Annotated in this window: 22 protein-coding genes and 1 pseudogene; 7 read left to right on the forward strand and 16 right to left on the reverse strand. The window is 62.6% G+C overall.

Annotated features, from left to right (window positions below; all coding sequences use genetic code 11):
* Nucleotides 1–48: 48 nt before the first annotated feature.
* Nucleotides 49–603, forward strand: a pseudogene (locus BS630_RS10190) (magnesium chelatase domain-containing protein); the annotation flags it as partial.
* Between the two features lie 423 nt (nt 604–1,026).
* Here the strand turns inward: BS630_RS10190 and cysK are convergent.
* Nucleotides 1,027–1,989, reverse strand: coding sequence for a cysteine synthase A (gene cysK / locus BS630_RS10195; protein WP_077977324.1), 963 nt, complete (start codon nt 1,987–1,989; stop codon nt 1,027–1,029).
* Between the two features lie 144 nt (nt 1,990–2,133).
* Complete coding sequence (locus tag BS630_RS10200; protein ID WP_077977325.1) at nt 2,134–2,751, reverse strand: LysE family translocator; 618 nt, start codon at nt 2,749–2,751, stop codon at nt 2,134–2,136.
* A 255-nt stretch (nt 2,752–3,006) separates the two neighbouring features.
* On the opposite strand from BS630_RS10200, the gene BS630_RS10205 reads away from it, so the two are divergent.
* Nucleotides 3,007–3,525 carry a Dps family protein gene (locus BS630_RS10205; protein ID WP_077977326.1) on the forward strand — a complete coding sequence of 173 codons (519 nt, stop codon included), beginning with the start codon at nt 3,007–3,009 and terminating at the stop codon, nt 3,523–3,525.
* A gap of 119 nt (nt 3,526–3,644) precedes the next feature.
* Here the strand turns inward: BS630_RS10205 and BS630_RS10210 are convergent, their stop codons facing one another.
* A complete protein-coding gene (locus tag BS630_RS10210) occupies nt 3,645–4,559 on the reverse strand; it encodes a DMT family transporter (protein ID WP_170268695.1) in 915 nt (304 codons plus the stop codon).
* Nucleotides 4,560–4,658: 99 nt separating this feature from the next.
* Here BS630_RS10210 and BS630_RS10215 point away from each other — a divergent pair, with 99 nt between their 5' ends.
* A complete protein-coding gene (locus tag BS630_RS10215) occupies nt 4,659–5,123 on the forward strand; it encodes an Lrp/AsnC family transcriptional regulator (RefSeq protein WP_077977328.1) in 465 nt (154 codons plus the stop codon).
* 6 nt (nt 5,124–5,129) lie between these two features.
* Here the strand turns inward: BS630_RS10215 and BS630_RS10220 are convergent, their stop codons facing one another.
* The gene (locus tag BS630_RS10220; protein ID WP_077977329.1) at nt 5,130–6,029 is read right to left on the reverse strand and encodes a GNAT family N-acetyltransferase; all 900 of its coding nucleotides are present in this window, start codon (nt 6,027–6,029) and stop codon (nt 5,130–5,132) included.
* A complete protein-coding gene (gene dut / locus BS630_RS10225; RefSeq protein WP_077977330.1) occupies nt 6,029–6,499 on the reverse strand; it encodes a dUTP diphosphatase in 471 nt (156 codons plus the stop codon). Before dut ends, BS630_RS10220 begins: the two co-directional genes overlap by 1 nt.
* 91 nt (nt 6,500–6,590) lie before the next feature.
* On the opposite strand from dut, the gene BS630_RS10230 reads away from it, so the two are divergent.
* Nucleotides 6,591–8,174, forward strand: coding sequence for a peptide chain release factor 3 (locus BS630_RS10230; protein WP_077977331.1), 1,584 nt, complete (start codon nt 6,591–6,593; stop codon nt 8,172–8,174).
* 114 nt (nt 8,175–8,288) lie between these two features.
* Here the strand turns inward: BS630_RS10230 and BS630_RS10235 are convergent, their stop codons facing one another.
* The 4 genes from BS630_RS10235 to BS630_RS10250 form a co-directional block, all read right to left on the reverse strand.
* Nucleotides 8,289–9,623, reverse strand: a complete 1,335-nt coding sequence (locus BS630_RS10235) for an HlyD family type I secretion periplasmic adaptor subunit (protein ID WP_143529418.1) — start codon at nt 9,621–9,623, stop codon at nt 8,289–8,291.
* A gap of 20 nt (nt 9,624–9,643) precedes the next feature.
* A complete protein-coding gene (locus BS630_RS10240; RefSeq protein ID WP_077977711.1) occupies nt 9,644–11,368 on the reverse strand; it encodes a type I secretion system permease/ATPase in 1,725 nt (574 codons plus the stop codon).
* 81 nt (nt 11,369–11,449) lie between these two features.
* The gene (locus BS630_RS10245) at nt 11,450–14,995 is read right to left on the reverse strand and encodes a DUF5801 repeats-in-toxin domain-containing protein (RefSeq protein ID WP_077977332.1); all 3,546 of its coding nucleotides are present in this window, start codon (nt 14,993–14,995) and stop codon (nt 11,450–11,452) included.
* 706 nt (nt 14,996–15,701) lie between these two features.
* Nucleotides 15,702–16,592: a LysR substrate-binding domain-containing protein gene (locus tag BS630_RS10250; protein ID WP_077977333.1), complete on the reverse strand. Its 891-nt coding sequence runs from the start codon at nt 16,590–16,592 to the stop codon at nt 15,702–15,704.
* 114 nt (nt 16,593–16,706) lie between these two features.
* On the opposite strand from BS630_RS10250, the gene BS630_RS10255 reads away from it, so the two are divergent.
* Entirely contained in the window at nt 16,707–17,414 is a 708-nt protein-coding gene (locus tag BS630_RS10255; protein WP_077977334.1) for a glutathione S-transferase family protein, read from the forward strand.
* Between the two features lie 44 nt (nt 17,415–17,458).
* Here BS630_RS10255 and BS630_RS10260 read toward each other — a convergent pair whose 3' ends face one another.
* Complete coding sequence (locus BS630_RS10260) at nt 17,459–17,845, reverse strand: RidA family protein (RefSeq protein ID WP_077977335.1); 387 nt, start codon at nt 17,843–17,845, stop codon at nt 17,459–17,461.
* Between the two features lie 27 nt (nt 17,846–17,872).
* On the opposite strand from BS630_RS10260, the gene BS630_RS10265 reads away from it, so the two are divergent.
* Entirely contained in the window at nt 17,873–18,454 is a 582-nt protein-coding gene (locus tag BS630_RS10265; protein ID WP_077977336.1) for an Lrp/AsnC family transcriptional regulator, read from the forward strand.
* 26 nt (nt 18,455–18,480) lie between these two features.
* Here the strand turns inward: BS630_RS10265 and BS630_RS10270 are convergent, their stop codons facing one another.
* From BS630_RS10270 to BS630_RS10285, 4 genes are all read right to left on the reverse strand, one after another.
* Entirely contained in the window at nt 18,481–18,882 is a 402-nt protein-coding gene (locus BS630_RS10270; protein WP_077977337.1) for a GFA family protein, read from the reverse strand.
* Between the two features lie 66 nt (nt 18,883–18,948).
* Nucleotides 18,949–20,481, reverse strand: a complete 1,533-nt coding sequence (locus BS630_RS10275) for a S10 family peptidase (RefSeq protein WP_077977338.1) — start codon at nt 20,479–20,481, stop codon at nt 18,949–18,951.
* Between the two features lie 101 nt (nt 20,482–20,582).
* Nucleotides 20,583–21,875 (reverse strand): CynX/NimT family MFS transporter, encoded by a 1,293-nt coding sequence (locus BS630_RS10280; protein ID WP_077977339.1) that lies wholly within the window; start codon nt 21,873–21,875, stop codon nt 20,583–20,585.
* Entirely contained in the window at nt 21,872–22,549 is a 678-nt protein-coding gene (locus tag BS630_RS10285) for a FadR/GntR family transcriptional regulator (protein ID WP_077977340.1), read from the reverse strand. Before BS630_RS10285 ends, BS630_RS10280 begins: the two co-directional genes overlap by 4 nt.
* 524 nt (nt 22,550–23,073) lie before the next feature.
* Between BS630_RS10285 and BS630_RS10290 the strand changes: the two genes are divergently transcribed.
* Nucleotides 23,074–23,886: a class II glutamine amidotransferase gene (locus BS630_RS10290; protein WP_077977341.1), complete on the forward strand. Its 813-nt coding sequence runs from the start codon at nt 23,074–23,076 to the stop codon at nt 23,884–23,886.
* Between the two features lie 30 nt (nt 23,887–23,916).
* On the opposite strand, the gene coaBC is transcribed toward BS630_RS10290, so the two are convergent.
* Entirely contained in the window at nt 23,917–25,122 is a 1,206-nt protein-coding gene (gene coaBC, locus BS630_RS10295; protein ID WP_077977342.1) for a bifunctional phosphopantothenoylcysteine decarboxylase/phosphopantothenate--cysteine ligase CoaBC, read from the reverse strand.
* Between the two features lie 140 nt (nt 25,123–25,262).
* On the reverse strand, nt 25,263–26,027 hold the full coding sequence (locus BS630_RS10300) for an SDR family oxidoreductase (protein WP_077977343.1): 765 nt from the start codon (nt 26,025–26,027) through the stop codon (nt 25,263–25,265).
* Nucleotides 26,028–26,138 lie beyond the last annotated feature (111 nt).

Raw genomic sequence — 26,138 nt, forward strand, 5'->3', positions numbered from 1 at the left:
TAAAGGCCGCAGGGCGGGCTATAAAATTTGCGGCAAGGGGATGGGTTGATGGTCGCGCGTGTCAGTACGGTTGCATTTCAGGGCATCGAAGGTGTGCCGGTCGAGGTCCAGGTCATGGTCGCGCCCGGAAAGGTCGGCATGCAGATCGTCGGCCTGCCTGACAAGGCTGTTGCCGAAAGCCGCGAGCGCGTGCAGGCGGCCCTCCACGCCTCCGGCCTGGCGCTGCCGGCCAAGCGCGTGACGGTCAATCTGGCGCCGGCCGATCTGCCGAAGGAAGGCTCGCATTTCGATCTGCCGATCGCCCTTGCCCTGATGGCCGCTCTCGGCGCCATTCCCGCCGATGCCCTGTCGGACTTTGTCGTCGTCGGCGAGCTCAACCTCGACGGAACGATCGCCGCCATCTCAGGCGCGCTGCCGGCTGCGATCGGCGCCAATGCGCTCGGCAAGGGGCTGATCTGCCCGGCCGAAAGCGGCGCCGAAGCCGCCTGGGCAGGTTCGGACGTCGATATCCTCGCACCCCGCAGCCTGATTGCCCTTGCCAATCATTTCCGCGGCACGCAGGTCCTGTCTCGGCCGGAGGCATCGATCCAGGCCAATGCGGCATGGCGTCTTCGTGTCGCCGGATTCTGCTGGATGTCGTGCGCGACGGAGGCATTCCAATGCCTGCCGCGCATCATCGGAGGGGACCTGCTGCCAGGCGGCAGCCTTTCAAGGCCGCATTTCATCTGGCTGCTGCCCAGGGTTCAACAGTTTGGAGGAGTGACGATGCCAGATACCGAAGAGCGCCATGAAGCTGTTCGATGCCGTCGCACGCTGCCTCGCTGCCGCTCTTTTAGACCTCGGTCCAGACCCGGCCGCACCGACGATGAACTGGTCGGATGAAATGTCCGCTGTCTCCGTTCTGGCACACGGTGACCCCCACACCAACGTCTGGCCGACGCTCTCCGAGTACGTGAACACCGGCATCAGTCGTGCTGTTCCAGCTCGAAAGGCGTCCGGTTCGCATCCTTTTCGCTATTCGCTATTTTAGCTCCCGAGACCCTCAAACAGCGCCGTCGACAGATAACGCTCGGCGAAGGAAGGGATGATGATGACGATGTTCTTGCCGGCATTCTCGGGACGGACGCCGACCTTGATTGCGGCCGTCAGGGCCGCGCCCGAGGAGATGCCGACCGGCACGCCTTCGAGCCTTGCGACCAGGCGCGCCTGTTCGAAGGCTTCGTCATTGGTCACGGTGACGACCTCGTCATAGATGCCGGTATCGAGGATCTTCGGCGCGAAGCCGGCACCGATGCCCTGGATTTTGTGCGGGCCGGGATTGCCGCCGGAGAGGATCGGCGAATCGGCCGGTTCGACGGCGATGATCTTGATCTCGGGCTTGCGGCTCTTCAGCACCTGGCCGACGCCGGTGATCGTGCCGCCGGTGCCGATGCCGGAGACGACGATATCGACCGTGCCCTCGGTATCGTTCCAGATTTCCTCGGCCGTCGTCTTGCGGTGGATCTCGGGATTATCAGGATTTTCGAACTGCTGCGGAATGACGGCATCCGGAAGGGAGGACGCCAGTTCCTCCGCCTTGGCGATGGCGCCCTTCATGCCCTTCGATCCCTCGGTCAGCACCAGCTCAGCGCCGAGCAGCGCCAGCATCTTGCGGCGCTCGACCGACATCGTTTCCGGCATGGTGAGGATCAGCCGATAACCCTTGGCGGCGGCGGCAAAGGCGAGCGCGATGCCTGTGTTGCCGGAGGTCGGCTCGATCAGCACCGTCTTGCCGGGGGTGATCTTACCCTGGGCTTCGAGGCCTTCGATCATCGCGACACCGATGCGGTCCTTCACGGATGCGATCGGGTTGAAGAATTCGAGCTTGCCGATTAGGTTCGCCACGACGCCCTTTTCCTGCGCCAGCTTGTCGAAGCGCACGAGCGGCGTGTCGCCGATGGTCTCGGTGATCGAGGAATAGATGCGGCCGCGGCCGGGCTTGTGCGACATGGGTGCCTCCCTTTGAAATCCTGTCTCTGAAATCGAGGAGGAGAATAGGGTCAAAGGCCGGTCTAGGCCAGCCCGTGTTCATCCCGGGGAGGCGGTCCTCGAAGAAAATAACCTTTGAAAACCGGTCCTTGCGGAATGTTTATTTCAGGCGGCCCGCGTGGCGATGAAGGCGGCCGTGCCGGCGAGGATGCCTGATGCAACCCGGTTCAGCGCCTGCAAGGCCCGCGGCTGCTTCAGCATCGTGCGGGCCCGCGAGGCAAGCAGCATATAGGGCACGAGCACGACGATCAGCACCAAGAAGGTGGTGGTCAGCAGGAGCGCATAGTCTCGCAGGCCGATATTGCCGATATCGATCAGCGTCGGGACCAGGGCGACATAGAAGAGCATCGTCTTCGGATTGCCGAGCGTCACCAGCAGCCCGGAGAGGAAGGATAGGCCGATATTGGTAGATTTCCGCGCCGCGATATCCTGCGGCAGCAGCCCCGCCGTCCAGAGTTTCCAGGCGATATAGCCGAGATAGAGGACGCCGGCGATCTTGATTGTTATGAACACCTCGGTGAAGGTCTGCGCCACGAAGGCAAGGCCGAGAATGACCGCTGTGAGATAGGCCATGTCGCCGAGCACCAGGCCGAGGCCCATGAAGAAGGTCTCGCGAAAATTCGAGCCGAGCGCACGCGCAACGATCGCGGTAATCCCGGGTCCCGGAATGGCCGCGGCGATAAACAGCGCTCCGGCATAGGTCAGCAAGGCGGCAAGGCTCATGATGCGCTCCCTTCTTTTTCCTCGCTGTTTTATATCCGGGGCCTGCAACCATCAATCCGCCGGCGTTGATGGATGCATCACCGGCAGGAATGCTTGCTCGCCGGTTGCCCACGACCTTGAAGAACCGCAAGCCTCCCGTATTTGTTGCGGTGAAGAACTCCGCCGGGCACTCATTGTCACGGCCGTCTTCATCAACATGTCATCGTCGCCCTATCAGGTCCCCCATATCGCTTCGTCACCCCAAGGAGAAAACGGATGTCCCCCACACAGGCCGAGAAGACCAGACTTGCGCCCCTGAAGACCCCTTCGGATCTGCCGACCAACGCCATCACCGATATTTCGGCAGCGCTGACGGCGCTGCTCGCCGATGTCTTTGCGCTCTATCTCAAGACCAAGAATTTCCACTGGCACATGTCCGGCCCGCATTTTCGCGATTATCATCTGCTGCTCGACGAACAGGCCGAGCAGATCTTCGCCATGACAGACGACATTGCCGAGCGTGCCCGTAAGATCGGCGGCACGACACTGCGCTCCATCGGCCAGATCGCCCGCCAGCAGCGCATTTCGGACAATGACGCGGAATTCGTCACGCCCGAGGACATGTTGTCGGAACTGCGCCAGGATAACGCTCAGCTCGTTTCGCTGCTGCGCGAGGTGCATGATCTCTGCGACGAGCATAATGATGTCGCAAGCGCCAGCCTGATCGAGAACTGGATCGACGAGGCCGAGCGCCGTACCTGGTTCCTGTTCGAAACGACGCGCGGGCAGAAATAATATCGGCATATCCCCGGGCATGCTTGCCATGCCCAGGCATGCTTGCCATGCCCAGGCATGCTTGCCATGCCCAGGCATGCTTGCCATGCCCGGGCGTGCTTGCCATGCCCGCCCGGTTCTCAGCTCTCCAGCGCCCGCGGCCGCAGCCACCGCGGCGTCCAGCCGAGATTCATGCCGGCGGCGGCAAGCAGAATGATCGCCGCGCCTAATAGCTGCATCGGCTGCAGCGCATGGCCGAAGGCCAGCCGGTCGACGAGGATCGCCGCGATCGGATAGATGAAGGACAGGGCGCCTGTGAGATGCGTCGGCAGCCTCTGGATCGCGCCGTAGAGCAGCACATACATCAGCCCGGTATGGACGACGCCGACGGTAGCTAGGATCGCCCAGCCCCTGACATCGCCTGGCGGATGGGAAAAATCGGTCATCGGCGCCAGCATCAGCATGCCGGTTGCGACCTGGATGAGCGCGATCAGATGCGGCGGCGTGCCCTTCAGCCATTTCGCGGCAAGGGCGGCGAGCGCATAGAAGAAGGCAGCACCGAGCGCCATCAGGATGCCGAGGCCGTAGCCGTCGAACGCAGCGCCGCCCGCACCGGGTTTCCCTTGGACGATCGCCACCATGCCGGCGAAGGCGAGCGCCAGCCAGAAAAGCTTGGTCGCGGTGATCTTCTCGCCGAGGAAGAGTGCCCCGAGCACCAGCAGCATGAAGGGCTGGGTGTTATAGACAGTCGTCGCGATCGAGATCGTCGCATGCGAATAGGAGGCAAAGAGCAGCAGCCAGTTCAAGACGATGGCGATGCCGCCGAAAATAGCGATGCCGAAGGCGCGCAGCGTGATGATGCCGGGCCGCAGCAGCCCGAGCGCGCCGCAGATGACGAGCAAAGTGAGCGCGCCGAACAGGCAGCGCCAGAAGACCACGCCGCTGACCGGCTGGCCCGACATGACGACGAACCAGCCGATCGTCCCCGAGATCAGCATCGCTGCCGTCATTTCCGCCGTGCCTCTTTTGATGTCGCTGCCCATGATTGCCTCCATTTCGGTGGCATAACAATATTGCAGCGACGGGCGATTTTATATAAGGATAAAAAGGAAAATTGTCGGTATCACCTAATCATAAGAGGAAAAGAGATCGCCGTGGCTAATGATGTGCAGTCGCTCGGTGAAGTCGATCAGGCCATTCTGGAAGCGCTGGCCGGCAATGCGCGGATCTCGCTGAAAGAGCTGGCGCAGCAGGTCGGCCTGTCCTCGCCGAGTGCCGCCGAGCGCCTGCGCCGGCTGGAGGAGCGCGGCGTCATCAAGGCCTTCACCATCGATCTCGATCCCGCCGCCGTCGGTTATCCCCTGCAGGCGATCGTGCGTGTGCGTCCTCTGCCGGGAAAGCTGCACATCGTCGAGCGTATCATCCAGGAAATTCCCGAAATCATCGAATGCGACAAGGTGACGGGTGAGGATTGCTTCATCGCCCGCCTGGTCATCCGCTCCATGGCGGACCTCGACGGCATTCTCGACCGCGTTGCCGAAAGGGCGGAGACCAACACCGCGATGATCAAAGCCTCGCCCGTCAAACGCCGCCTGCCACCGCTTTCGCGCCGGAAATAGAAGGATCTAGAATTCCGCCATCGGCGACAGCATCGCCGGAAAACCCGGTGTGACATCGCCGAGCCCGCGCAGCATCAGCCTCGTGCCGCTTTCCAACGGTTGCGGAACACCCTCCCAGCCGAGCTTGTCGGGACGGAAGAGCACCTCGACGGAGGCGGGCGCGATCTTAAGCCCGCTAAGGATCGCTGCAAGCGACGGCATATCAGCCGCCACGACGTCGAGAAGGCTGAAGCGGCCCGCCTCATCGATCTTCCAGGCGATCACCGCCTGTTTGTCTTCGAGGAAGCTGATGCGGATATCGGGATCGAGCTGGGTGTTGATCAGAAACATCGCCGCATTGACTGTGACCGCCAGCGAGGTCGAAACCGGGCTTCTTGCCTTCAGCAGCGATTGCAGTAAGGCAAGGTCATCGGCGTTTGTTGGCAATAGCGGCCGGGCGAGTGCGGCGGAAGCTGAGGGGGCAGGTGCTGCTCCCTCGTATCGGTGCAGCGGTATCGCGCGGAAACCGTAGGGCTCGTAGAGCGACGGCTTGTCGGTATAGAGGATGATGGCTTCAAAGCCTTGCTTCTCGCACCAGTCGAGCGCTTTTACCGTCACGTCGCGATAGAGCCCGCGGCCGCGCCATGGCGGCCGCACAGCGCCGGATTGCAGCCCGGCGGCATGGACGATCCTGCCATTGAGGACGAAGGGCAGCGCGAAAGCTGAGATATTGGCTGCAAGTTCGCCTTCGGCATCAAACCAGCCGAAGGGCATGCTGGTGGGATCAGGGCCGCCCAGCTGTTGCAGCGGCCCGATATCGATGCCGAAAATATCCTTGAGCAGGCAGACCAGCGCCGCCCAGCCGGCGGGATCGCCGAAATAGTCCTGCCGGAAGATCAGGCCGGCACTGTCGAGGCGCTCTGTCATCAGGCGCCGGTGGAGCCGAAGCCGCCTGCGCCGCGCACCGTTTCGCTGGCCGCGGTGATCTCGGCCACTTGCGCCTGGGTGACCGGCGCGATCACCATCTGGGCGATGCGCATGCCGCGCGAAATGACGAAGGGCTCCTCGCCGAGATTGATGAGCAGCACCTTCACCTCGCCGCGATAATCGCTGTCGACGGTGCCCGGTGAATTCAGGCAGGTGATGCCGTTTTTGAAGGCGAGGCCGGAGCGCGGCCGCACCTGTCCCTCGAAACCTTCGGGGATCTCGAAGATGAAGCCGGTCGGCACCAGCGTCCGCTTGCCGGGCAGAAGCGTCAGCGGCGCTGCCTCGTCGACGGCGGCACGCAGGTCCATACCGGCCGCTCCCTTGCTTTCATAGGCGGGCAGATCTAGGCCCTCGCCATTGGCTAAGCGGATCAGGTTCAGCGTCGGGCGCGTATCGTGATGAATGGTCATGGCCCATTACTTTGCGCCCGAGGGCCCGAGGTCAATTGCATTGCCGGGCTTTAATCGCTAGATACGCGGCAATTCCACAGGATTCACAAGCATGGCCGAAAGTCTCGCCGAGGCGGTCTCCCGCCGCCGCACATTCGCTATTATCGCCCACCCGGACGCGGGTAAGACGACGCTCACCGAAAAGCTGCTGCTGTTCGGCGGCGCCATTCAGCTTGCCGGCGAAGTCAAGGCGAAGAAGGATCGCATGCAGACGCGCTCCGACTGGATGAAGATCGAGCGCGAACGCGGCATCTCCGTCGTCACCTCGGTGATGACCTTCGAATATAACGACAATGTCTTCAACATCCTCGACACGCCGGGTCACGAGGATTTTGCCGACGACACCTATCGCACGCTGACCGCCGTCGACGCCGCCGTCATGGTCATCGATGCCGCCAAGGGTATCGAGCCGCGCACGCTGAAGCTTTTCGAAGTCTGCCGCATGCGCGATATTCCGATCATCACCTTCATCAACAAGATGGACCGCGAAAGCCGCGATCCCTTCGAGATCCTCGACGAGGTGGAAGAGAAGCTGGCGCTGGATACGGCGCCGATCACCTGGCCGATCGGCCGCTCGAAGACCTTTTGCGGCTCGTACAATATCGCCGCCAACACGGTGCGCGGTTCGGATATCGAAATCGAGGGAACGCCGGTCAACGGCCCGCAAAGCGTCGCCGGCAGGCTGCCGGAAAACGAGCGCCAGGTCTTCGTCGAGGAGACGGAGCTGGCGATCGAGGCCTGCCGTCCGTTCGACCGTCAGGCCTTCCTGGAAGGCCATATGACGCCTGTCTTTTTCGGCTCGGCGCTGCGCAATTACGGCGTTCGCGATCTCATCAACGCGCTCGGCGATTTTGCGCCGCCGCCGCGTGACCAGATCGCCGATACCAGGACCGTGCACGCGACCGACGACAAGATGACCGCCTTCGTCTTCAAGATCCAGGCCAATATGGACCCCAACCACCGCGACCGCATCGCCTTTGCCCGCATCTGCTCCGGCAAGCTCGAACGCGGCATGAAGGCAAGGCTTGCCCGCACCGGCAAGCAGCTCGGCCTGACGGCGCCGCAGTTCTTTTTCGCCTCGCAGCGCCAGCTCGCCGACACCGCCTATGCCGGCGACGTCGTCGGCATTCCCAACCACGGCACGCTCCGGATCGGCGATACGCTGACCGAGGGTGAATCGCTGGTCTTCCAGGGCGTGCCGAACTTCTCGCCGGAGATCCTGCGCCGCGTGCGTCTGGAAGACGCGATGAAGGCGAAGAAGCTGAAGGAAGCCCTGCAGCAGATGGCCGAGGAAGGGGTCGTCCAGCTGTTTTCGCCGGAGGACGGCTCGCCGGCGATCGTCGGCGTCGTCGGCGCCCTACAGCTCGACGTCCTGAAGGAGCGGCTGATGGCCGAATACGGCCTGCCGGTCTCCTTCGAAATGTCGCGTTTCTCCGTCTGCCGTTGGATCTCGGCCGATCAGCCGGCCGATCTCGAAAAATTCCTCACCGTCAAACGCGGCGATATCGCCCGCGATCTCGACGGCGACCCGGTCTTCCTCGCCCAGGATGGTTTTTCGCTGCGTTACGAATCCGAGCGCCATCCGGCGATCAAGATGGTCGCCATCAAGGAATATCACGCCGCCAAGGCGGCGTGATACTTAAGCCCCGAATGCTGTGGTGAGGCTCGCTGGTAAGCGGTCGCTGCGGCATTGACATTTGCGCGTCATCGAGCCCAGTCAGGCAGCGAAAAAGCCGTTGGGGGCCTGCGGCTATTTTTCCCGCATCGCTCGGCGGAAGTTCTGGGCGATCGGCTCAGCCAGATATGAAAGCACGGTGCGAGCACCCGTCCGGATCATCGTTTCGCTCGACATGCCGGGCATCAGCTTGCGGCCCTCCAGCTTGGCGAGTTCGCTCTTGTCGATCACCACGGTCGCGGCGAAATAAGGTGCACCGCTACGCTCCTCCGTCATCCGGTCAGCCGACACGACCTCCACGACGCCGTCGAGCGGCGGGAGGCTGTAGCGGGCGAAGGCCGGGAAACTGACGCGCGCGAGCTGTCCGGGGGCGATCGTTTCGACGTCCTCCGGCCTGACCATGGCCTCGACCACGAGTTGCTGTCCGAGCGGCACGACGGTCATCAGTGTCTCGCCGGGTTTTACGACACCACCCGCCGTGTGGACCTTCAGGTCCATGACGATGCCGTCAACGGGGGCGACGACATTGGTACGGGCAAGCACGTCCTTGGCGGAACGCTCCTCCTGTCTGAGGTCGAACAACTCCGCCTCGACCTTGCTCAACTCTTCGACAGCCTCGTTGAGCCGCACCGTGCCGAGGTTCAAGATCTGCATGTCGATCTCGGCCATGGCGCTTTTGGCGCGAGCGATGGCCGCAACGTTGGTGGCGCGCTCCCCCTCGATCTCCCGCTGTTGCCGTCTGAGCATCAGGTTCCGCTCGCGCGTGACCAGCCCACGCTTGATCAGGCTTTCAAGGTCTTTGGTTTCGCCCTCGAGTGCTTCGATCTGCTTGTCCTCGGTGACGATAAGCCCCTCCAGTCCCGTTACCTCTTCCTCGGTCTGGTGACGGCGCTGGCTGAGAATTTCCCGCTCGTCCTTCAGGTTGTCGTGCTTCGCGGCGAACACGTCACGCTGTGAGGCCACCGCGTCCTTTGCGGCTTTGTCGCGGTTTGCGAGCAATGCCGGATCAAACTCGATCTCGGCCTTGCCGTCACGCTCAGCCCTGAGACGAGCGGCAAGCGACTCACGCGTTGCTATCCGGTTCTGGATCAGGTCAAGCCTCGCCTTTGCCGGTGTGTTGTCGAGCTGGATGAGGACCTTGCCCGCCTTGACGATATCACCGTTGGCGGCGTGCAGCTCTGCGATGATGCCGCCCTCGAGGTGCTGGATGAGCTTGCGGTCGCCGGCAACCTTGATCACGCCCGGTGCCACGGCGGCGCTATCCAATGGTGCAAGCGTCGCCCAGCCCCCCGCCATGCCGAAGAACAGGAACATGATCGCGAAGCCGGTGAACGTCACGCCGGTGAGACGCAGGGGGACCGGTGCGGCGGGCGGCGAAACGGGTAGCGGAACGACCTTCATATCCTGCATGTCTGTTTTCTTTTCCTGGCTTATTTCGCCACTATGGTCGGCATCTGGCTAACCTTGCGGGCGCGCGCGGCGAGCTCATTGAAGACATAGTCGCGTGGACCGAAGAGGTCCTGTTGGCCCCGGTTGAGGATCAATATCTTGTCAACCGTCTCCATGATGTTCGGTCGGTGCGCGATCAGGATGACAGTCGTGCCTGTCGCCTTGACCGTGCTGAGCGCGGCGATCAATGCCTCCTCACCCTCGCGGTCGAGGTTGGAATTGGGCTCGTCCAGGATAATGAGGGCCGGGTCGCCGTAGAGTGCTCGCGCCAACCCGATGCGTTGGCGCTGTCCGCCTGATAGGACCGCGCCGGATTCGCCGATCTCTGTGAGGTAACCTTTCGGCAGTCCTTTGATCAGTTCGTGAACTCCCGCCAGCTGTGCGGCCTTGACCACCTTGTCGAAGACCACTGGGCTGAGCTTTGCGAAGCGGCAGATGTTTTCGGAGACGGTACCGGCGAAGAGCTCGATGTCTTGCGGCAGGTAACCGACATAATGGCCACGATCTTCCGCCGCCCATTGGGCAACGTCCATGCCATCAAGCAACGCGCGCCCTCCAGATGGACGCCAGGCACCGGCCAGTATTCGCGCCAGGCTGGTCTTGCCGGCCGCGCTCGGGCCAATCAGCGCCATTGCTTCACCCGGCTCGAGGTGGAAGTTGATCCCTTTCAGGATAGGCTCGCCGCCCTGTCGGGCAAGCACAAGGTTCTCGGCCTCAAACCTGCCTTTCGGTCGTGGTAGTGGCAGAACCGGTGTGGCCTCCGGATGCTGCCCGGCGACTGCGGCGAGGCGCCGGTAGGCGGCGCGTGCTCCGACCGTCGCCTTCCATGTGCCGATCGCTTGCTCGACCGGGGACAATGCGCGGCCCATCAGGATCGAGGCGGAGATCATGATCCCGGGGGAAGCTTCGTTGCGAAGGACGAGATAAGCCCCAAGGCCCAGTATGGCCATTTGCAGGGCCAGCCGGTGACAACGCGCGATGGCAGCGATCACGCCGCCCCGGTTGGCGGCAAGAACTTGTCCCTCATTTGCCTCGTCTTGCTGCGCCTTCCAGCCCACCAGCAACGGCTTCAACATGCCCATCGCCTGGACGACCTCGGCGTTGCGGATCGCCGCCTCAGCCTGGACGTATGCCCGCGACTGTGCGCTTGCGGCCTCGGCCAACGGCTTGCGTGTGAGGTATTCATTGAGCAACGCCAGCGCAAACAGGACGATCCCGCCGCACAGCGCCAACCAACCCAGCCAAGGGTGCATGAAAAATATGGCGCCGAAAAATAGCGGCGCCCAGGGCGCGTCGAGGATCGGGAAGATGCTCGGGCTGGTGAAGAAGTTCCGGACTTGATCAAGGTCTCGCAGCGGACGGGCGTTGGCTTGGCCGGGCGCTGAGGCGGCATATTCGACCGATGCGGTCAGGAGAACGGGTGCCAACCGCGCGTTCATCCACGATCCGACGGTTGCCAGAAGACGCCCGCGCACCACCTCCAGAGCCGCCATCGTCGCGAGTGCCGCTGCCGCCATCAGCGACAGCATCACCAACGTCTCCAAGCTGTGGCTGGACAATACGCGGTGGTAGACTTGGAGCATGTAAAACGCCCCGGTCAGCATCAGCACGTTGATGCCACCGCTGAACCAGATCATCGGCCGAATGGCGCGTCTGGCCTCCTTCATCACCACCTGCAGGGCAGGGGGCTGTTGCTTTGGTTTCATCATTATGTCTCGGGTGTACGAGGTTTCACAGCGTGCAAAGAAGTCCGGGGGCAGCCTCGGCTGCCCCCGTTTGGTCACGTGTCAGGCGACGTCAACAAGGATGTGCTGCATCGCTGTCTGATCGCCATCGGCGTCCTCCACCTGGAAGGCGAAGTCGAGGTTGGCGTTCGGCGTCTCGGTCACGGTCGAGGTGAAACCGATGTCGGTGATCTTCAGCACGTCATTATCGGTGGCGTCGAAGTTTACCAGACCGCCGGTCGCATTGCTGCCGCCATTGGCGCCGGTCGCCTTCACCAGGTCGATCGCCGTATTGTTGCCGGTGATTCCGTTGCCGGACTGCATGATCTGCGCCCCCTGCAGTACGTAGTCTTCTCCGGCGGCGTTGTAGTCGTTCTGCTCGACGATCACGAGGCCGTCATTTTGGTCGAGCGTGAACTCGCTGCTGTAGGCGGTCGGCACCTGGCCTGTCTTGTAGATGTCATCATTCGACACGTACATGGCCCGGGTGATGGTCGTGTTGTCGTCCGCGGTGCCGGCGATATTGTCGGCGCCGTTCTTGTCGATCAGGTTGAGGATCAGCATCAGGTCCTCGCTGTTGCCGATGCCGTCGAACTTGATGGCCATCGTGCCGGCGGTCGCCGTCGGGGTCGTGGCCTCGTTGGCAATGCCGACATTGCTGTTGAAGAACCGCAGCGTCAGCAGTTCGTCTTTCTGGATCGTATCGCCGGCGACACCGTTGGTGCTCTGTGTCGCAGACACCCACGTGGGATTGTTGTTGCTGACCATCTCGTGACCACCGATGGTGAAGGTGGAGTCGGCGGATGACCCCTGCCCATTGTTCGTCAAGCTGAACGGGTTGCCTCTGTTGATCGCGTTGCCCGTGAATTGCACGTAGAAGTCTTCATCGTCAGGTGTGTTCGCGTCATCCGCCTGCAACCGTTCCAGCACGATCTGCGGGTGGCCGGTATTGCCGGTGGGCTCCTTGGACAAGAGCTGGCTGGTGTGGAGAACGTCGAAGCTGAAGCCTTCGAGCGGGTCGGTGAGGTTGACCGTATAGGTGTCGCCGGCCTTGTCGAAGACGAGGGTGCCGCCCGCCGTGCCCGCCTGGACGCCGGCTGCCGGATCCTTGTCATAGGTGAAGGTGAAGTTGAACGTCGCCGAGGTGAGGCTCTCCGACGCCAGCGTCACATTCGAGGTGACGAGATTGCCGCCGCCGCCGCCGGTGATCGTGCCGGTCAGTCCGATCTGGACACCGGTCGTCCCGCCATCCTCGTCGACAAAGTCAGAACCGCCACCGGTGTAGAAAGCCGCCGGGTGGACATCCGCCCCAATATTGTAGCCGAAGGCGCCGCTGGCCGAGGCGTTGAGCACGTTGGCCAGGGTTTCGTGCTGGATGCCTGCGAGAGCCGGGTTGCCGTCAAACGGCACCGTGATCGTCGGCCCGTCATCCTGGAAGTAGAGGCTCTGGCCGATATAGCGGGTGGAGGTTGCCTGATCGCCGTCGCCATCGGTGATAGTTGCGGTCAAGGTGATGTCGGAGGCCGCCAGGGTGGTGATGTCGTCCGGGTTGTTGGCATCGGCATGGACAACCGCCCTTGCCTGGTCGAGGGTGATGACGCCGGCAGCGCTGACGCTGACGGTGAAGACGACCGGACCGCCAGCTCCGGCGCGGCCGACCACGCTGCCGCCTTCCAGGAAGAGCAGGACGGATTGGCCGGTTTCGGTATCGGTAAGACCGCTGACATTGTTGTTCGGGTTGATGCCGAGCGCATAGGTGATTCCGTTGCCAATGCCATCGGCCCCCGGGAAGGCGACGAAGTAGGCGCCGAAGTCGGCGCTGACGTTGGTCGTCAGATCGGTATCGTCGACCGTCAGTGGAAACGGGCCGCCTTTTACCCCGATTATCGGCTTGTCATCCTCGAAGTTGAGGCTCTGGCCGATATTGTGGGTGGCTGCGGCGTGATCGCCGTCGCCGTCGGTGATGGTCGCGGTCAGGGTGACGAGGTCGGCGGCAGCCAGGGTGATGCTGTCGTCGGGGTCGCTGGCATCGGCATGGACCACGGCCCGTGCCTGGTCGAGGCTGACGAGGCCAGCAGCGGTGACGCTGACGGTGAAGACGACCGGGCCTCCGGCTCCGGCGCGGCCAACGACATTGCCGCCTTCGACGAAGAGCAGCACGGACTGGCCGGTTGCGGTGTCGGTGAGGCCGCTGACATTGGTGACCTGGCTGATGCCGAGCGCATAGGTGATGGCACCGCCGTCGGCCCCCGCATTCGAGGTGAAGAAGGTCGCGAAGTCGCCGCTGTCATTGGTTGCCAGGACTGTCTCATCGACCGTCAATTCGGGCGGGCTGCCGGTTGCGGTAATGCTTGGCCCGTCATCGTCGAAGTTGATGAAGGAGCCAACCTCCTCATTGTAGGCGTTGCTTACCTCACCACCATAATGCACCTCTTTGACATCGAAAAAGTCCTTCTCGGTGTCGATATTTTTGATGGTGAAGCGATCGAAGGTTCCGCCAGCTCCGCCTGCGGTCGTGAAGTCGATCGTCACGCCCTCGCCGACGTCCTCGAGGATCAGTCCAGTGCCGGCCAGATTGACCGTGATGCCGAGCTCAGCGGCTGTTTTTGTCACACCGTTCAGCTTGAACGTCACGCCGGTGATGTTGATCTCGGCATCGTTGTCGTCAGTGGGGAAGGCAGCGCCTTCTACGTTGTCATCATTGTTATAGGCGTGGATCTCGATGTCGGCGACGGTGCTGGTCGGCGTCGACTGCGAGATCGAGAAGCCGGCGGTGGAGACGTTCTCGAGGTGGGTGCCGTAGTCGGGCGCGGTTGGCGCGTTGGTGAAATCCTTGCCGGCGCTCTGGGTGCCGCCGGTGATCAGGTCGATCTGGAGCTCACGGCCGAAGCGTACGTCTTGCGATGCGACACCCAGGCCTTGCGTGCTGACGTTGACTTCCGCCTGCACGCCATTGTCGTGAGCCGTGACGAGGATCTTCTGGGGGCTCGCTGCATCGGCGTCGAGAATATACCAGTTGTTATGTCCGGACGGGGCGTCGCCAAGCTGGCTGAAATTGACCACCGAGGTTCCGCTGACCGAGGCGAACACCTTGTTCGTCAGATCGATGCGGTCGTCCGCATTGGTCGCATCCGTATGGAACAACGGCACGTACTGGACCGTGTACAGGTCCGCAGCGGCGCCACTGCCGATCAGCGCCAGCGAGAAGGCGAGCGGCCCTGTTTCAACGGGCTCGGTGAGCGGGTTAGAGGTGCCGATGACGCCGATCACCACATTTGGACGTGTCGGGTCCTGGAACAGCCAGACATAATTGCCGTCAACCGTGCGAACGCCGCTGTTGACGCCGACCGTGGTGGAGAACGGGGTCCCGGAGGCGTTCTGGGTGAGAACGACCGAGGTGATGGTTTCCCCGGCGCTCGCCGAGGCCACGACGAAATTGCTCTGGTAGGCGACCTCCGGTGAGGTCAGCCCGCCGGCAACGTCAAGACCTAACAAATATTGCAGCGTGGTATTGGCGTTGTGCGGCGGTGTGGCAGGGTTGATATCGTCGTCAGTCAGACCGGTGGTCTCGTCGATAATGATGTCCTGGGTCGTGATGTCGAGTGCCATGGAGATTCTCCCTTGGTTTCAATCGCGTTGAGAGGAGGGATCCAAGTCCGGATGCCGAATGCACCCGCCTGGTCCACCTCATTGCGCATTGATTTTAAGGCGCTCAATGACGACTATTGATTCGTCGATCGAGAGCGCTGGTCATTCTCGGTTGGAAGGTATTGGGACTAAAGTCCGTAAATACGCCAAGACTAAAGTCCGTACGTATAGCTGAATAATAACAACTCTGAAGCTAATTTCATACAATGTGCAAGACAGAGTTGGTAAACTCAGAAAAGGCCGTTGAAGACTATGTCGACCTATCGCGTTCGTGACGCGAATTGCTCCTCAACTCTACCTATACTGCAAATCTGGCTAGTATGCACTTAGTCAGTTCGAGCTACAGATCGGAGCTATATTGAACTAGATTTAACCTGTTCTATCTGATGGTGGACGAATACATCGCATTTCACACTTTACTGAGTACTGGCGGGGACCTAGGGCGTCGCGGATAGTCACCAAAACGAGGCGGTGGTTGTGATTAGAAAAGGCTAAAGCCGGGCCGGAAGCACGAGCGATCGACGACTTGCAGTCTCGCCGGAAGACGCCTCGCCGGCGATCGTCGGTGCCCTGCAGCTCGACGTGCTGAAGGAGCGGCTGATGGCCGAATACGCCCTGTCTCCTTCGAAATGTCGCGTTTCTCCGTCTGCTGCGTATGGGCGGAGCGTTAGCCGCCGAGCCGTTCGGCCAGGAAGTCGACGACGGCGCGCACAGCCGGCAGCTGGCCGCGCCGGTGCGGCATCAGGATGGTCGTTTCGATGCTGCCGGCCGTCCATTCCGGCAGCACCCGCACCAGCCGCCCGTCGGCCAGCGCTTTGCGGCAGACGGATGTCGGCAGGCAGGTGATGCCGAGCCCCGACATGGCCATTTCCATCAAGACATAAGGCTCATCCGCGGCCATGACGGAATGCAGCGTGACGAGAACCTCGTCGCCGCCCGAATAAAGCCGCCACTGGTCCTCCGTCAGGCTGGTCATGATCGTCGCGTGCTGTGCCAGCTCCTCCGGCCGGCGCGGTTGCCCATGGGTACTCACATAATCTGGCGAGGCGAGGATGAAGAAAGGATGGCTGGCGAGCTTCCGCTGCACCAGCGCCGAATCCGGCAGTGGCCCGCGATGGCTGCGCAGCGCGATGTCGAACCCTTCCTGGACGATATCGACGAAACGGTCCGTCACATGCACGGAAAGCCGGAGCTTCGGATAGCGCACCGCCAGCGCCGGCAGATGCTCCGTCAAGGTAAACTGCGCCGTCGGCACCGAGGCGGTCAGGCGAACGCTGCCGGCGGGTTCGGCCAGATGCCGCCGCACGATGCCCTCGGCCATCTCCGCCTCGATGATCGAGGCCTGGGCATGCTGAAAGAATTCCCGGCCGAGCTCGGTCAGCGCGAAGCTTCGCGACGTGCGCTGGATCAGCCGCACGCCAAGCCGTGCCTCCAGTTCTGCAACCCGCTTGCTAACCGTCGATTTCGGAATGCCGAGATGTCTTGCGGCGGCGGTAAAGCTGCCGCTGTCGACGGCCTGCACGAAAAGATGGAGGTCATTGAGGTTGAAAAGCGCCATCGTCAGCTTCCAGATATGTGGACATTGCGATGCATTTATAGCCTCTACCGCAAGATCGTCCACATCCTCACATTGATCGTGTCCAAACGGGTTCAATTCTGAAAGGAACGATTGATGTCACCCATATTGTTTTACGGCGTGCCGGAAGGCTGCTCCTTCGGCTCGATCGTCGCGCTGGAATGGTCCGGCCTGCCTTATCGGCTCTGCCGCGTCGAGATGCCGGAAATAGTTTCCAGTGAAGAATACAAGCGGATCAACGCGGTCGGCGAAACGCCGTCGCTGCTGCTCGAAGATGGCAGGACGATCAGCGAAAGCATGGCGATCCTCCACCATATCGGCGCCCGCACGATCGGCAGGGGTCTTGGCTTTACGCAGGGCTCGGAGGATTTCGATCGGCTGAACCAGATGCTCGCCTTTCTCAACACCACCTTCTTCCAGGCCTTCGGCCCGCTCTGGTATGCGATCGAGCATCCGCTGGAGCCGGAAGAGAAGCAGGTCCTCACGGCCTATGGCATCTCCGCGGTCGAAAAGGCGCATCATAGGCTGGAAAATCTGCTCGATGGCCGCGAATGGCTTCTCGGCAACGGCCCGAGCCTGGCGGACGCCTATTTCGTCGGCATCGCCCGCTGGAACGATTTTCACAAGGTCGTCGACCGCCGGCAATTTCCCGGCCTGCATCGCCTCTATGAGCGTATGCAGCAGCAACCGGCCGTGCGTTTTGCCCATGCGATCGAGCATCGGCAGGAGGCGAAAAGCAGCGGCGGTTTCCGCGGCGAGGTCGATCTGGCCGAGGCGCTTGGCCTGCTGAAACAGGCGGCCTGAAAACCATGGCCATCGCATCTTTGGGTGCGATGGCCAATGTGCCGTCAGCCGGCAGCGATGATCTCGATTTCGACGAGCCAGTCGTGGCGCAGCGTTTCGACAATGATGGCCGTAGTCGGCACGGCGCGGCCGCCAAACGCCCGAAGACGGGCATTCTGGTTCGCCTCCATGAAGGCGCCGTCGCTGAGATAGCTCGTCAGCCGCACGATATTGTCGACCGTCATATCAGCGGACGTGAGGATGGCGCGAAGATTGGACCAGATGAGCTCTAACTGGCCTTCCAGATCGGCCGCCGCCATTCCCTGTTGATCGAGACCCATCGTACCGCTGACGAAAAGCAGCCGGGATGGATGCCTGACCTCCAGCGCATGGATGTAATCAGGGCTGGCCGCATAGATCCCGTCTGCTGGATTGTGCGCGATCATCTCCATGAGGTTCCTCCTCTTCCGAATATTCTGTTGAAGAACGCCAGTATCGGCGATTATTCTTCGGCAGAAAGGGGAGTTTGCAGAATGGCGAAAAATACAGAGGATCTTCGGCAAAGACGCCCACAGCAACCGGTTATCGATGCGTTCGACCGAAGAATATTAGCCGCGCTCGCCGCCGACAGCAGCCAGAGCTATGCCAGGCTTGGCGAAGTGGTCGGCCTGTCGGCGCCGGCCGTGCATGAGCGTGTGCGCCGCCTGAGACAATCCGGCGCCATCAAGGGCGTGCATGCCGCGCTGGATGGCGCAGCCCTTGGCAAACCACTGCTTGCCTTCGTGCATGTGGAGGCGGCCGGCTGGGGCAAGAGCGAGCGGCTGATGCAGCTCCTCCAGTTTCCCGAGGTCGAGGAGATGCATTCGGTCGCGGGCGACGCCAGCGTTCTCTTCAAGGTCCGCACCGCCAGCCCGCAGGCTTTGGAAGCTTTTCTCGCCCAGATTCACGCCGTTGCCGGTGTCACCGGCACCCGCAGCTATATTGCGCTTTCCACCTATCTGGAGCGTCCGGTACAGGTCGGCGTCACCGATAACTGGCCGGACATGCCTCTGCCGGGATAGAGGCGGGATGTTAAGCCGCGGCCAGCCTAATCCTCACCCTCGAAGCGCGGAAGCGTTTCGATATTCTCCACCCCGGGCAAGGCTGAGCGGCACCATATCTGTTTCTTCGGCACCAGTTCCTGCCGCTGGTCGATGCTGCCGACGCGGATGCCGAACCCGCCGCCGGCGCCGTCCGTGCGGTAGAGCGGCGATCCGCAATTCGGGCAGAAGAATTGCCGGCTGAGGCCACCGCTGTCGCCATATTTTGCGTAGCCTCTCGGCTCGCCTGAAGTGAGCGTGAAACGTCCCGGCCTCGCCGGCGCGGTGATGCGATAGGCCGAGCCCGTCAACCGCTGGCAATCGATGCAATGGCAGATCGACACCCGCTCCGGGTCGATCTCCGCCTGATAGCGGATCGCGCCGCAGTGGCATCCTCCGGTAATATGCATCGGCAAGTCCCCAAAGCATGTTGCGCAAAACTGTAGAGCGGTTAGCGACAAAGACATCGCCACGCTCTAGTCCGCTGGCTGAGCGGCCAAATGTGTGGCGTAGAAGGCCTTTGCATCGGCCGTAAAGGCGGCCCGCTGATCAGCTCTTGTATAGAACATATGGCCGCCGCGATAAAGCTTCAGTCCGACACGGCCGCCGGCGAGCGAGGGTGGCAGATGGTCGACCACATAGCGGCTGACGCCATAAGGCGTCACCAGATCGCTGTAGCCATGTGCAATCAGCAGATGGAAGGCCGGGTTTGCGGCGAGCAGCTGCCTGATATCGTCGGTGGCGCTGGCCTGGAAGCGCGATCCGCCGCCGCGCCCGCCGCCCCATTCCCAGCGCCGGCTGATATCGCCGTCGAGCAGCGAATAGGTCATCTCCGTCTTGAAGCCAAGTTCGTTGCGGGCATAGTCGGCAAAGGCGCCGCCATAGGCGCGGGTGAAGCCGTCAAGGATGGCGTCGTCGCCGCGGTCGTAATCCGATTCCGGATAGGGATCAGGTGCTGCAAAGGAGGCGTCGTAAGAGCTCATCACCTCGCCGCTGCCCTCATCGGAATGTTTGACGAAGGAACTGCCGAGGAAGCCGCGGTTGCGGGTGACGATATCCTCGGGGATGCCCGTCAGGCGAGCGATCCTGCCATAGAAAGCTGCGGCCTCGGCACCCGTCGGCGGCGGGCCGGCGAGCGTCGTCAGATAGTCCCCGAGCGCGAAGGCCTCGGCTTCCTTCTGCTTCTCTTCGTCAAAGGCCTTGTGCCGGTCGAGTTCGGCGGCGGCGAGCGACGGCAGCTCAAGTGCTGCGCCGAGCGGAAACTGATCGGCATTGAACATCAGCTGACCCTCGAGCAAGGGAGAAAGCATCACCGCACCGGCGACGATGATGCCCTGGCTTTCCTGCAGTGCCGAGGCGACCTTAGCCGCGCGGAAGCCGCCATAACTTTCGCCGAGAAGATATTTCGGCGAGTTGGAACGGTTGTTGTGCGTGACATAGAGCGCGATCGCCTTGGCGATGCTCTGGGCATCTGAGTTGACGTTGTAATAATTGGAGGCGTCGTCCGCCTTTGCCGTCCGGCTCCAGCCGGTGCCGATCGGATCGATCAGAACGAGGTCGGTGAAATCGAGCCAGCTTTGCGGGTTGTCGATGAGTTTCGCATTGGCGCCGTCGCGTCCGTCCGGCCCGAAGTCGAGCACCTTCGGCCCGACCAGCCCGAGATGCAGGAAGGCGGAAGCAGCACCCGGCCCGCCGTTAAAGGCAAAGGTCAGAGGCCGGTTCGCCCCGCTATCCCCTGCGACGTAAGCGGTGTAGAAGATCGCGCCGGTCTGCGCCCCGTCCTGGCCGAAGAGATCCAGCGTGCCGGCGGTGGCGGTATAGGCGATCTTCCGGTCACCGATCGTCAACGCGTGCTCGGTGACGGAATCGGCCGGCAGCAGCTTCAGCACGCCGTCGCGTGCGCCGCGCTGGACATTCGCCCTCGGTGGATCGCTTTCCTGCGCATGGGAAAGGGCAGGTGCCAGCGACGCCATAAATGCGGTGAGCAGAAACAGGGTTCGTATGCGCAAGATGTCTCCTCCGGCGGTCAGGAATGAGAGGCTGAGATAGCGTAACATCCGCGGCCGGCGACCGGCATCAAGAGATGGTGATGGATAGGTGAGCGAAGGGCTCAGCCGTCCTTTTCGACCGCATGGACATTGATCTCCACTGCCCGGCCGGCCTTCCAGCCATTGATTGCCGCGCCCAGTCCGAGTGCGACGAAGAGGGCGGCGCACCAGGAAAAGCTGCCGGTCCAGCCGCGGATGAGGCCGACGATGAGCGGGCCGATGGCGGCGAGCAGGTAACCGACGCATTGCGCCATGCCGGAAAGATGGGCGGCGACATCCGGATCGCGCGAGCGCAGCACGATCGTCGTCATGGCCGCCGCGATCAGCCCGCCCTGGCCGATGCCCTGCAGCACCGCCCACAGCCAGACCGTCGAAAGCGGCGCGAAGAGCAGGCCGAGCAGGGCGATGACGGCAACGCCGCAGAGGCTCGCATTGATCAGCCGCTGGTCGCGGCCGCGCACGGCGATATGCGGCACGATCAGGCAGGATGCCGCCTGCACCATCACCGACAGCGAAACGATCGCCCCGGCAGTGACGCCGTCGAGCCCGCGTTCGCGCAAGATCGGAACCAACCAGCCGAAGACGCAATAGGCAAGGGCCGATTGCAGCCCCATGAACAGCGTCACCTGCCAGGCGAAACGGTCGCGCCAGAGGCCTTCGACGCGAAAGCCGTTTCGTCTTGCCTGTCTGCCGCTGCGAAGAACCTCAGGCAGCCAGAGCAGGCTGACGATGAGCGCGGGCAGCGCCCAGACGGCGAGGGCGCCCTCGAGAGAGCCGCCGAGTGCGTGCTCGATCGGCAGCGTCAGCCCGGCGGCACTTGCCGCCCCGGCGCAGAGCGCCATCGTATAGAAGCCGGTCATCAGCGCGGCGCGCCCGGCAAAATCCCGCTTCACCAGCCCCGGCAGCAGCACGTTGCCGACGGCGATGCAGGCGCCGGCAAGGGCCGTGCCGATGAAGAGCAGCGGTATGGAGGAAAGCCCGCGCAATGCGGTGCCGAGCGCCAGAAGCAGGAGAACGCCGAGCAGCGTGCGTTCCGTGCCGAAGCGCTGGGCAAGACGAGGCGCAAGCGGCGAGAAGGCGCCGAGGCAGACGACCGGAAGCGTCGTCAGCAGGCTGGCGCCCAGCGCGCTCAGGCCGAATTCTCCGCGGATTTCCGGCAGAAGCGCCGAGGCGCTGGAGAAGACCGGGCGCAGGTTGAAGGCGATCAGCACCAGACTTGCACCAAGCAGGAAACGACCCGCAACTCCCCGGACCGGCGTTGCCTGCGGCGGCGGAAGGCTGCCGGCCTCGGCGTCTACAAGCAGTTCGTCGGCCGCCTCGAGCGTGCTGACGGCATGGTTGGCAGGCGTGTTCATGACAGGATCATCCGCTCGAGTGCGGCAAGGACCGGCGCCATGAAGCGGCGCACCGCCGCATCCGCCTTGTCGGGATCGCCGGTTTCGATGGCGTCGACGATATTGGCATGCGCCTGCATATGGGGTTCCGGAACATCCTTGCCGAGCGTCGCCGCGATGGCGTCGGCGATCGAGGCCGAGAAGAAATCATAGATCTCGATCATCGCCCGGTTGCCGGAGGCGGCGATGACGGCCTTGTGGAAGGCGAGGTCGCGTTCGATGAAGGCGGCCTGATTGCCGCCGTCGTAATTGCCGCGTTCGGCAAGCAGCCGGCGAAGCCCGGCAACCGTCTCCGGCGTCTTGCGGATCGCCGTCAGCCGGGCGGCCTCGACGTCGAGCGCCAGGCGCGCCTCGAACTGGTCGCGCAGGCTGGCGCGCCGCGCCATCGTCAGCGGCCGGCCGGCATCGGTCGTCGAGCGGACATAGGTGCCCGAACCCTGCCTTGTTTCGAGATAACCCTGGGAGACAAGAACGCGCACCGCCTCGCGCACCGTGCCGCGGCTGACGGAAAGCATGGCAGACAGCGAGGCTTCATTCGGCAATTTCTCGCCGACCGCCCAGCGTTTGCCGAGAATGTCGCCGCGGATCGCCTCGATCGCCTCATCGGCGAGATTGGTCTTGCTGAGCGCTCGCATCCCACTACTCATAAAGTCATCCGATGACTTTATGAGTAGTGGGATTTCGATCTTCCGTCAACGCCTGACATCAAAGAGAATAAAGACATCAAGACAATAAAAAAGGGCCGCCTCAGCGACCCTTTCCATGAGTTTGGCCTCAAACTGGCCTGGACTGTCTATGCAGCCCCAGGAAGGCGGGGATTAGAGCGAGGGCTGCCTCGCCTTCGTCACCTCTTCCATGCCCGTTACGAGGTCCGAAATCTCATTAGACATTGGATCACCTTCCTTTCGTTCTGTTGCTGATGGCTTAAAGTTAGGCTGATTCTTCTGAGATGCAAGCAGAAATGCACGCATGCCCTGCTTTCGGGAACACGGGTGTTCACGAGAGAACACAGTGTTTTGCCGAATTTGAAGACGCTATACGTCAAGAAACCGTCATGTTTGGCTTGCAAACCGGCCGCGCGTTAAGCTGTTGTTAGTCGCGTCGTTCGACAATTTCAGCATTCCCGCCGATGCGGCGGCGGGTTCCGGAGCAAAGAGCCATGTGTCGCTGGGCAGCCTATCGCGGAGACCCTCTTTATCTCGAGGAGCTGGTATCCTCGCCCGCCCACTCGCTGATCGAGCAGTCCCATTGCGCCACCCGCGCCAAGACGGCGACGAATGGCGATGGCTTCGGCATCGCCTGGTATGGCGATAGACCCGAGCCCGGCCGCTACCGCGATATCCTGCCCGCATGGTCGGATTGCAATCTGAAGAGCCTGGCGCGGCAGATCCGTTCGCCGCTTTTCCTCGCCCATGTCCGCGCTGCCACAGGCGGCGGCACGCGCCGCGACAACTGCCACCCCTTCACCCATGGCACCTGGTCCTTCATGCATAACGGCCAGATCTCCGGCTTCGAGCGCCTGCGCCGGCCGATGGAGGCGATGCTCGACGACGAGTTGTTCAATGCCCGCGGCGGCACGACCGATTCCGAGCTGATGTTCCTGCTGGCGCTGCAGTTCGGCCTGCGCGAGGCGCCGGTCGCCGCGATGGCGGAAATGATCGGTGTGATCGAGGATCTGGCCGAAAGTGTCATCGGCTCGATCCTGCTGCGATTCACCGCCGCCTTCTCCGATGGCAGCACGCTCTATGCGATCCGTTATGCCACGGATCGCAAGGCGCCGACGCTCTACGCCTCTCCCGTCGGCGCGGGTTATTGCCTCGTCTCCGAGCCGTTGAATGACGATGTCGATGCCTGGGCCGAAATTCCGGACGGCAGCGCCGTCACCGTCGGCAAAGACGGCATCGACGTCGTCGACTTCCGGCCGGAGAAGCGCAGTGCCGCCAAGCCGCAGCGTCTGGCGATTCCTGCCTGAACCGCTCGCGATCAGCTGAGCCGCTCGCGATCAGCGGAGCTGCTTGGCGATCAGTGCCGCAAGTCTTTCGGCAACCTCTTCCTTCGTCAGATCAGGCCATTGCTCGACGCCGTCACGGCGAATGAGTTTGACGCTGTTGCGGCTGCCGCCCATGATGCCGGTCGCAGGAGAAACGTCATTGGCGACGATCATGTCGGCGCCTTTCCTTTCGAGTTTCGCCTTCGCATTGCTTTCCACGTCCTGCGTCTCGGCGGCAAAGCCGATCACCAGCCTCGGCCGCATCGTGTGATGGCCGACGGTTTTCAGGATGTCCGGATTCTCGGTCAGCGCCAGCGTCGGGATGGATTCGCCCGGATGTTTCTTCAGCTTCTGGTCAGCCGCCGAGGCGACGCGCCAGTCCGCCACCGCCGCGACCATCACGGCGATGTCGGCCGGCAGCGCCGCAAGCACGGCATCACGCATTTCCTCGGCCCGCTCGACATGCACGGTGCTGACGCCGACGGGATCGGCGATCGTCACCGGCCCTGACACCAGCGTCACCTCCGCCCCGAGCTTTGCCAGGGCTGCGGCGATCGCATGCCCCTGCCGGCCGGAGGAGCGGTTGGCGATATAACGCACCGGATCGATCGGCTCGTGCGTCGGTCCTGAGGTGACGATCGCCTTGCGCCCCTTGAGCGGCTTTTCTCCATCGTCGAGCATGGTTTCGGCCGCAGCGACGATCTCCAGCGGCTCCGCCATCCGGCCGAGCCCTGCTTCTCGGCTTTCCGCCATCTCGCCAGCCATCGGCCCGATGAAGCGGATGCCGTCGGCTCTCAGCATCGCCGCGTTGCGCCGCGTCGCCGGATGCGCCCACATGGCCGGGTTCATCGCCGGTGCGGCCAGTACCGGCCTATTCGTCGCCAGAAGCACGGTCGAAGCGAGATCGTCAGCAAGCCCGTTCGCCATCTTCGCCATCAGATCGGCGGAGGCAGGGGCAATCAGCACGAGGTCGCAGTCACGCGCCAGCCGGATATGACCGACATCCTGTTCGTCCTGTCGTGAAAACAGATCGAGGAAGACGTGATCCGCCGCCAGCGCACCGACGGCAATCGGCGTGACGAATTCCTGCGCGCCTTTGGTCATGACAGGGCGGACACTCGCGCCGCGCTCGCGCAGCCGGCGGATCAGATCCAGGCTCTTATAGGCCGCGATGCCGCCCGAGATGATAAGGAGGATGCGTTTGCCGCTGAGAGCCATGGCCTTCTTCCTGTTGCCTTTTCTGACCGTTCTCGACCCTAAGCCTTTGGCGGAGAACATGCAATCGCGCGGATCTACACGACGTCCCCACGGGTCGGGGAAGCCCCCCAACCCGCAGCGAATAATCGCGTCGCGCCGTCTCAGGTGCGGGTGATCGAAGCGCCGCCATCGACCAGCGAGGCCGTGCCGCTAACGAAGCTCGCATCGTCGGAGGCGAGATAGAGAACCGAGCGGGCGAGTTCTTCGGGGGTTGCGACACGCTTCAGCGCATGCAGGTTGGTGACGAAGGCCTGCTTGTCAGGCGTATCGTTCATGTCCCGATACATGTCGGTATCAACAGCACCCGGCAGGATGGCATTGACGCGCACGCCCTGCTGGCCGAATTCGGCGGCAAGCGCCTGCGTCAGGCCGATCAGCCCGGATTTGCTGGCGGCATAGGCGGCAACGCCCGGAAAGGCGAAGCTGTAGCCGACGAAGGTCGAGGTGAAGATTACCGAGCCGCCGCCATTTTCCACCATCGCGCCGATCTGGTGCTTAGCGGCGAGGAAGGAGGCTGTCAGATTGACTGCCAGCGCCTCGCTGAAGCCTGTTTCCGAAACGGCGGTGCTCGGACCGGCTTCGCCAAGCGTGCCGGCATTGTTGAAGGCGATGTCGAGCTTGCCGTAATTCGTCACGGCGGCCGCGACCAGCGCCTTGTGATAATCTTCCGAGCGCACGTCGCCGGCAATCGCGATGGCCTCGCCGCCCTCTGCCTTGATCTCGGCGACGAGACTGTCGAGTTCGCCCTGGCGGCGGGCGCTGACGACGACTTTGGCGCCTTCGGCGGCAAACAGCTTTGCCGTGGCGCGGCCGATGCCGGAGCTTGCGCCGGTGACGATCGCCACCTTGTTGTTCAAGCGGTTCATGGTTCCATCTCCTGCGTTTAAGGTGAGGCGGCCCCTGCCGTCCCTTTCGATGAGTGGAAGATGGCATTTTCCCTTCGTTCGGGTTAGTCTCCAGATTGGGGAATTCAAATT

Origin of the sequence: Rhizobium laguerreae (assembly GCF_002008165.1) — a bacterium.
Lineage (GTDB): Bacteria > Pseudomonadota > Alphaproteobacteria > Rhizobiales > Rhizobiaceae > Rhizobium > Rhizobium laguerreae.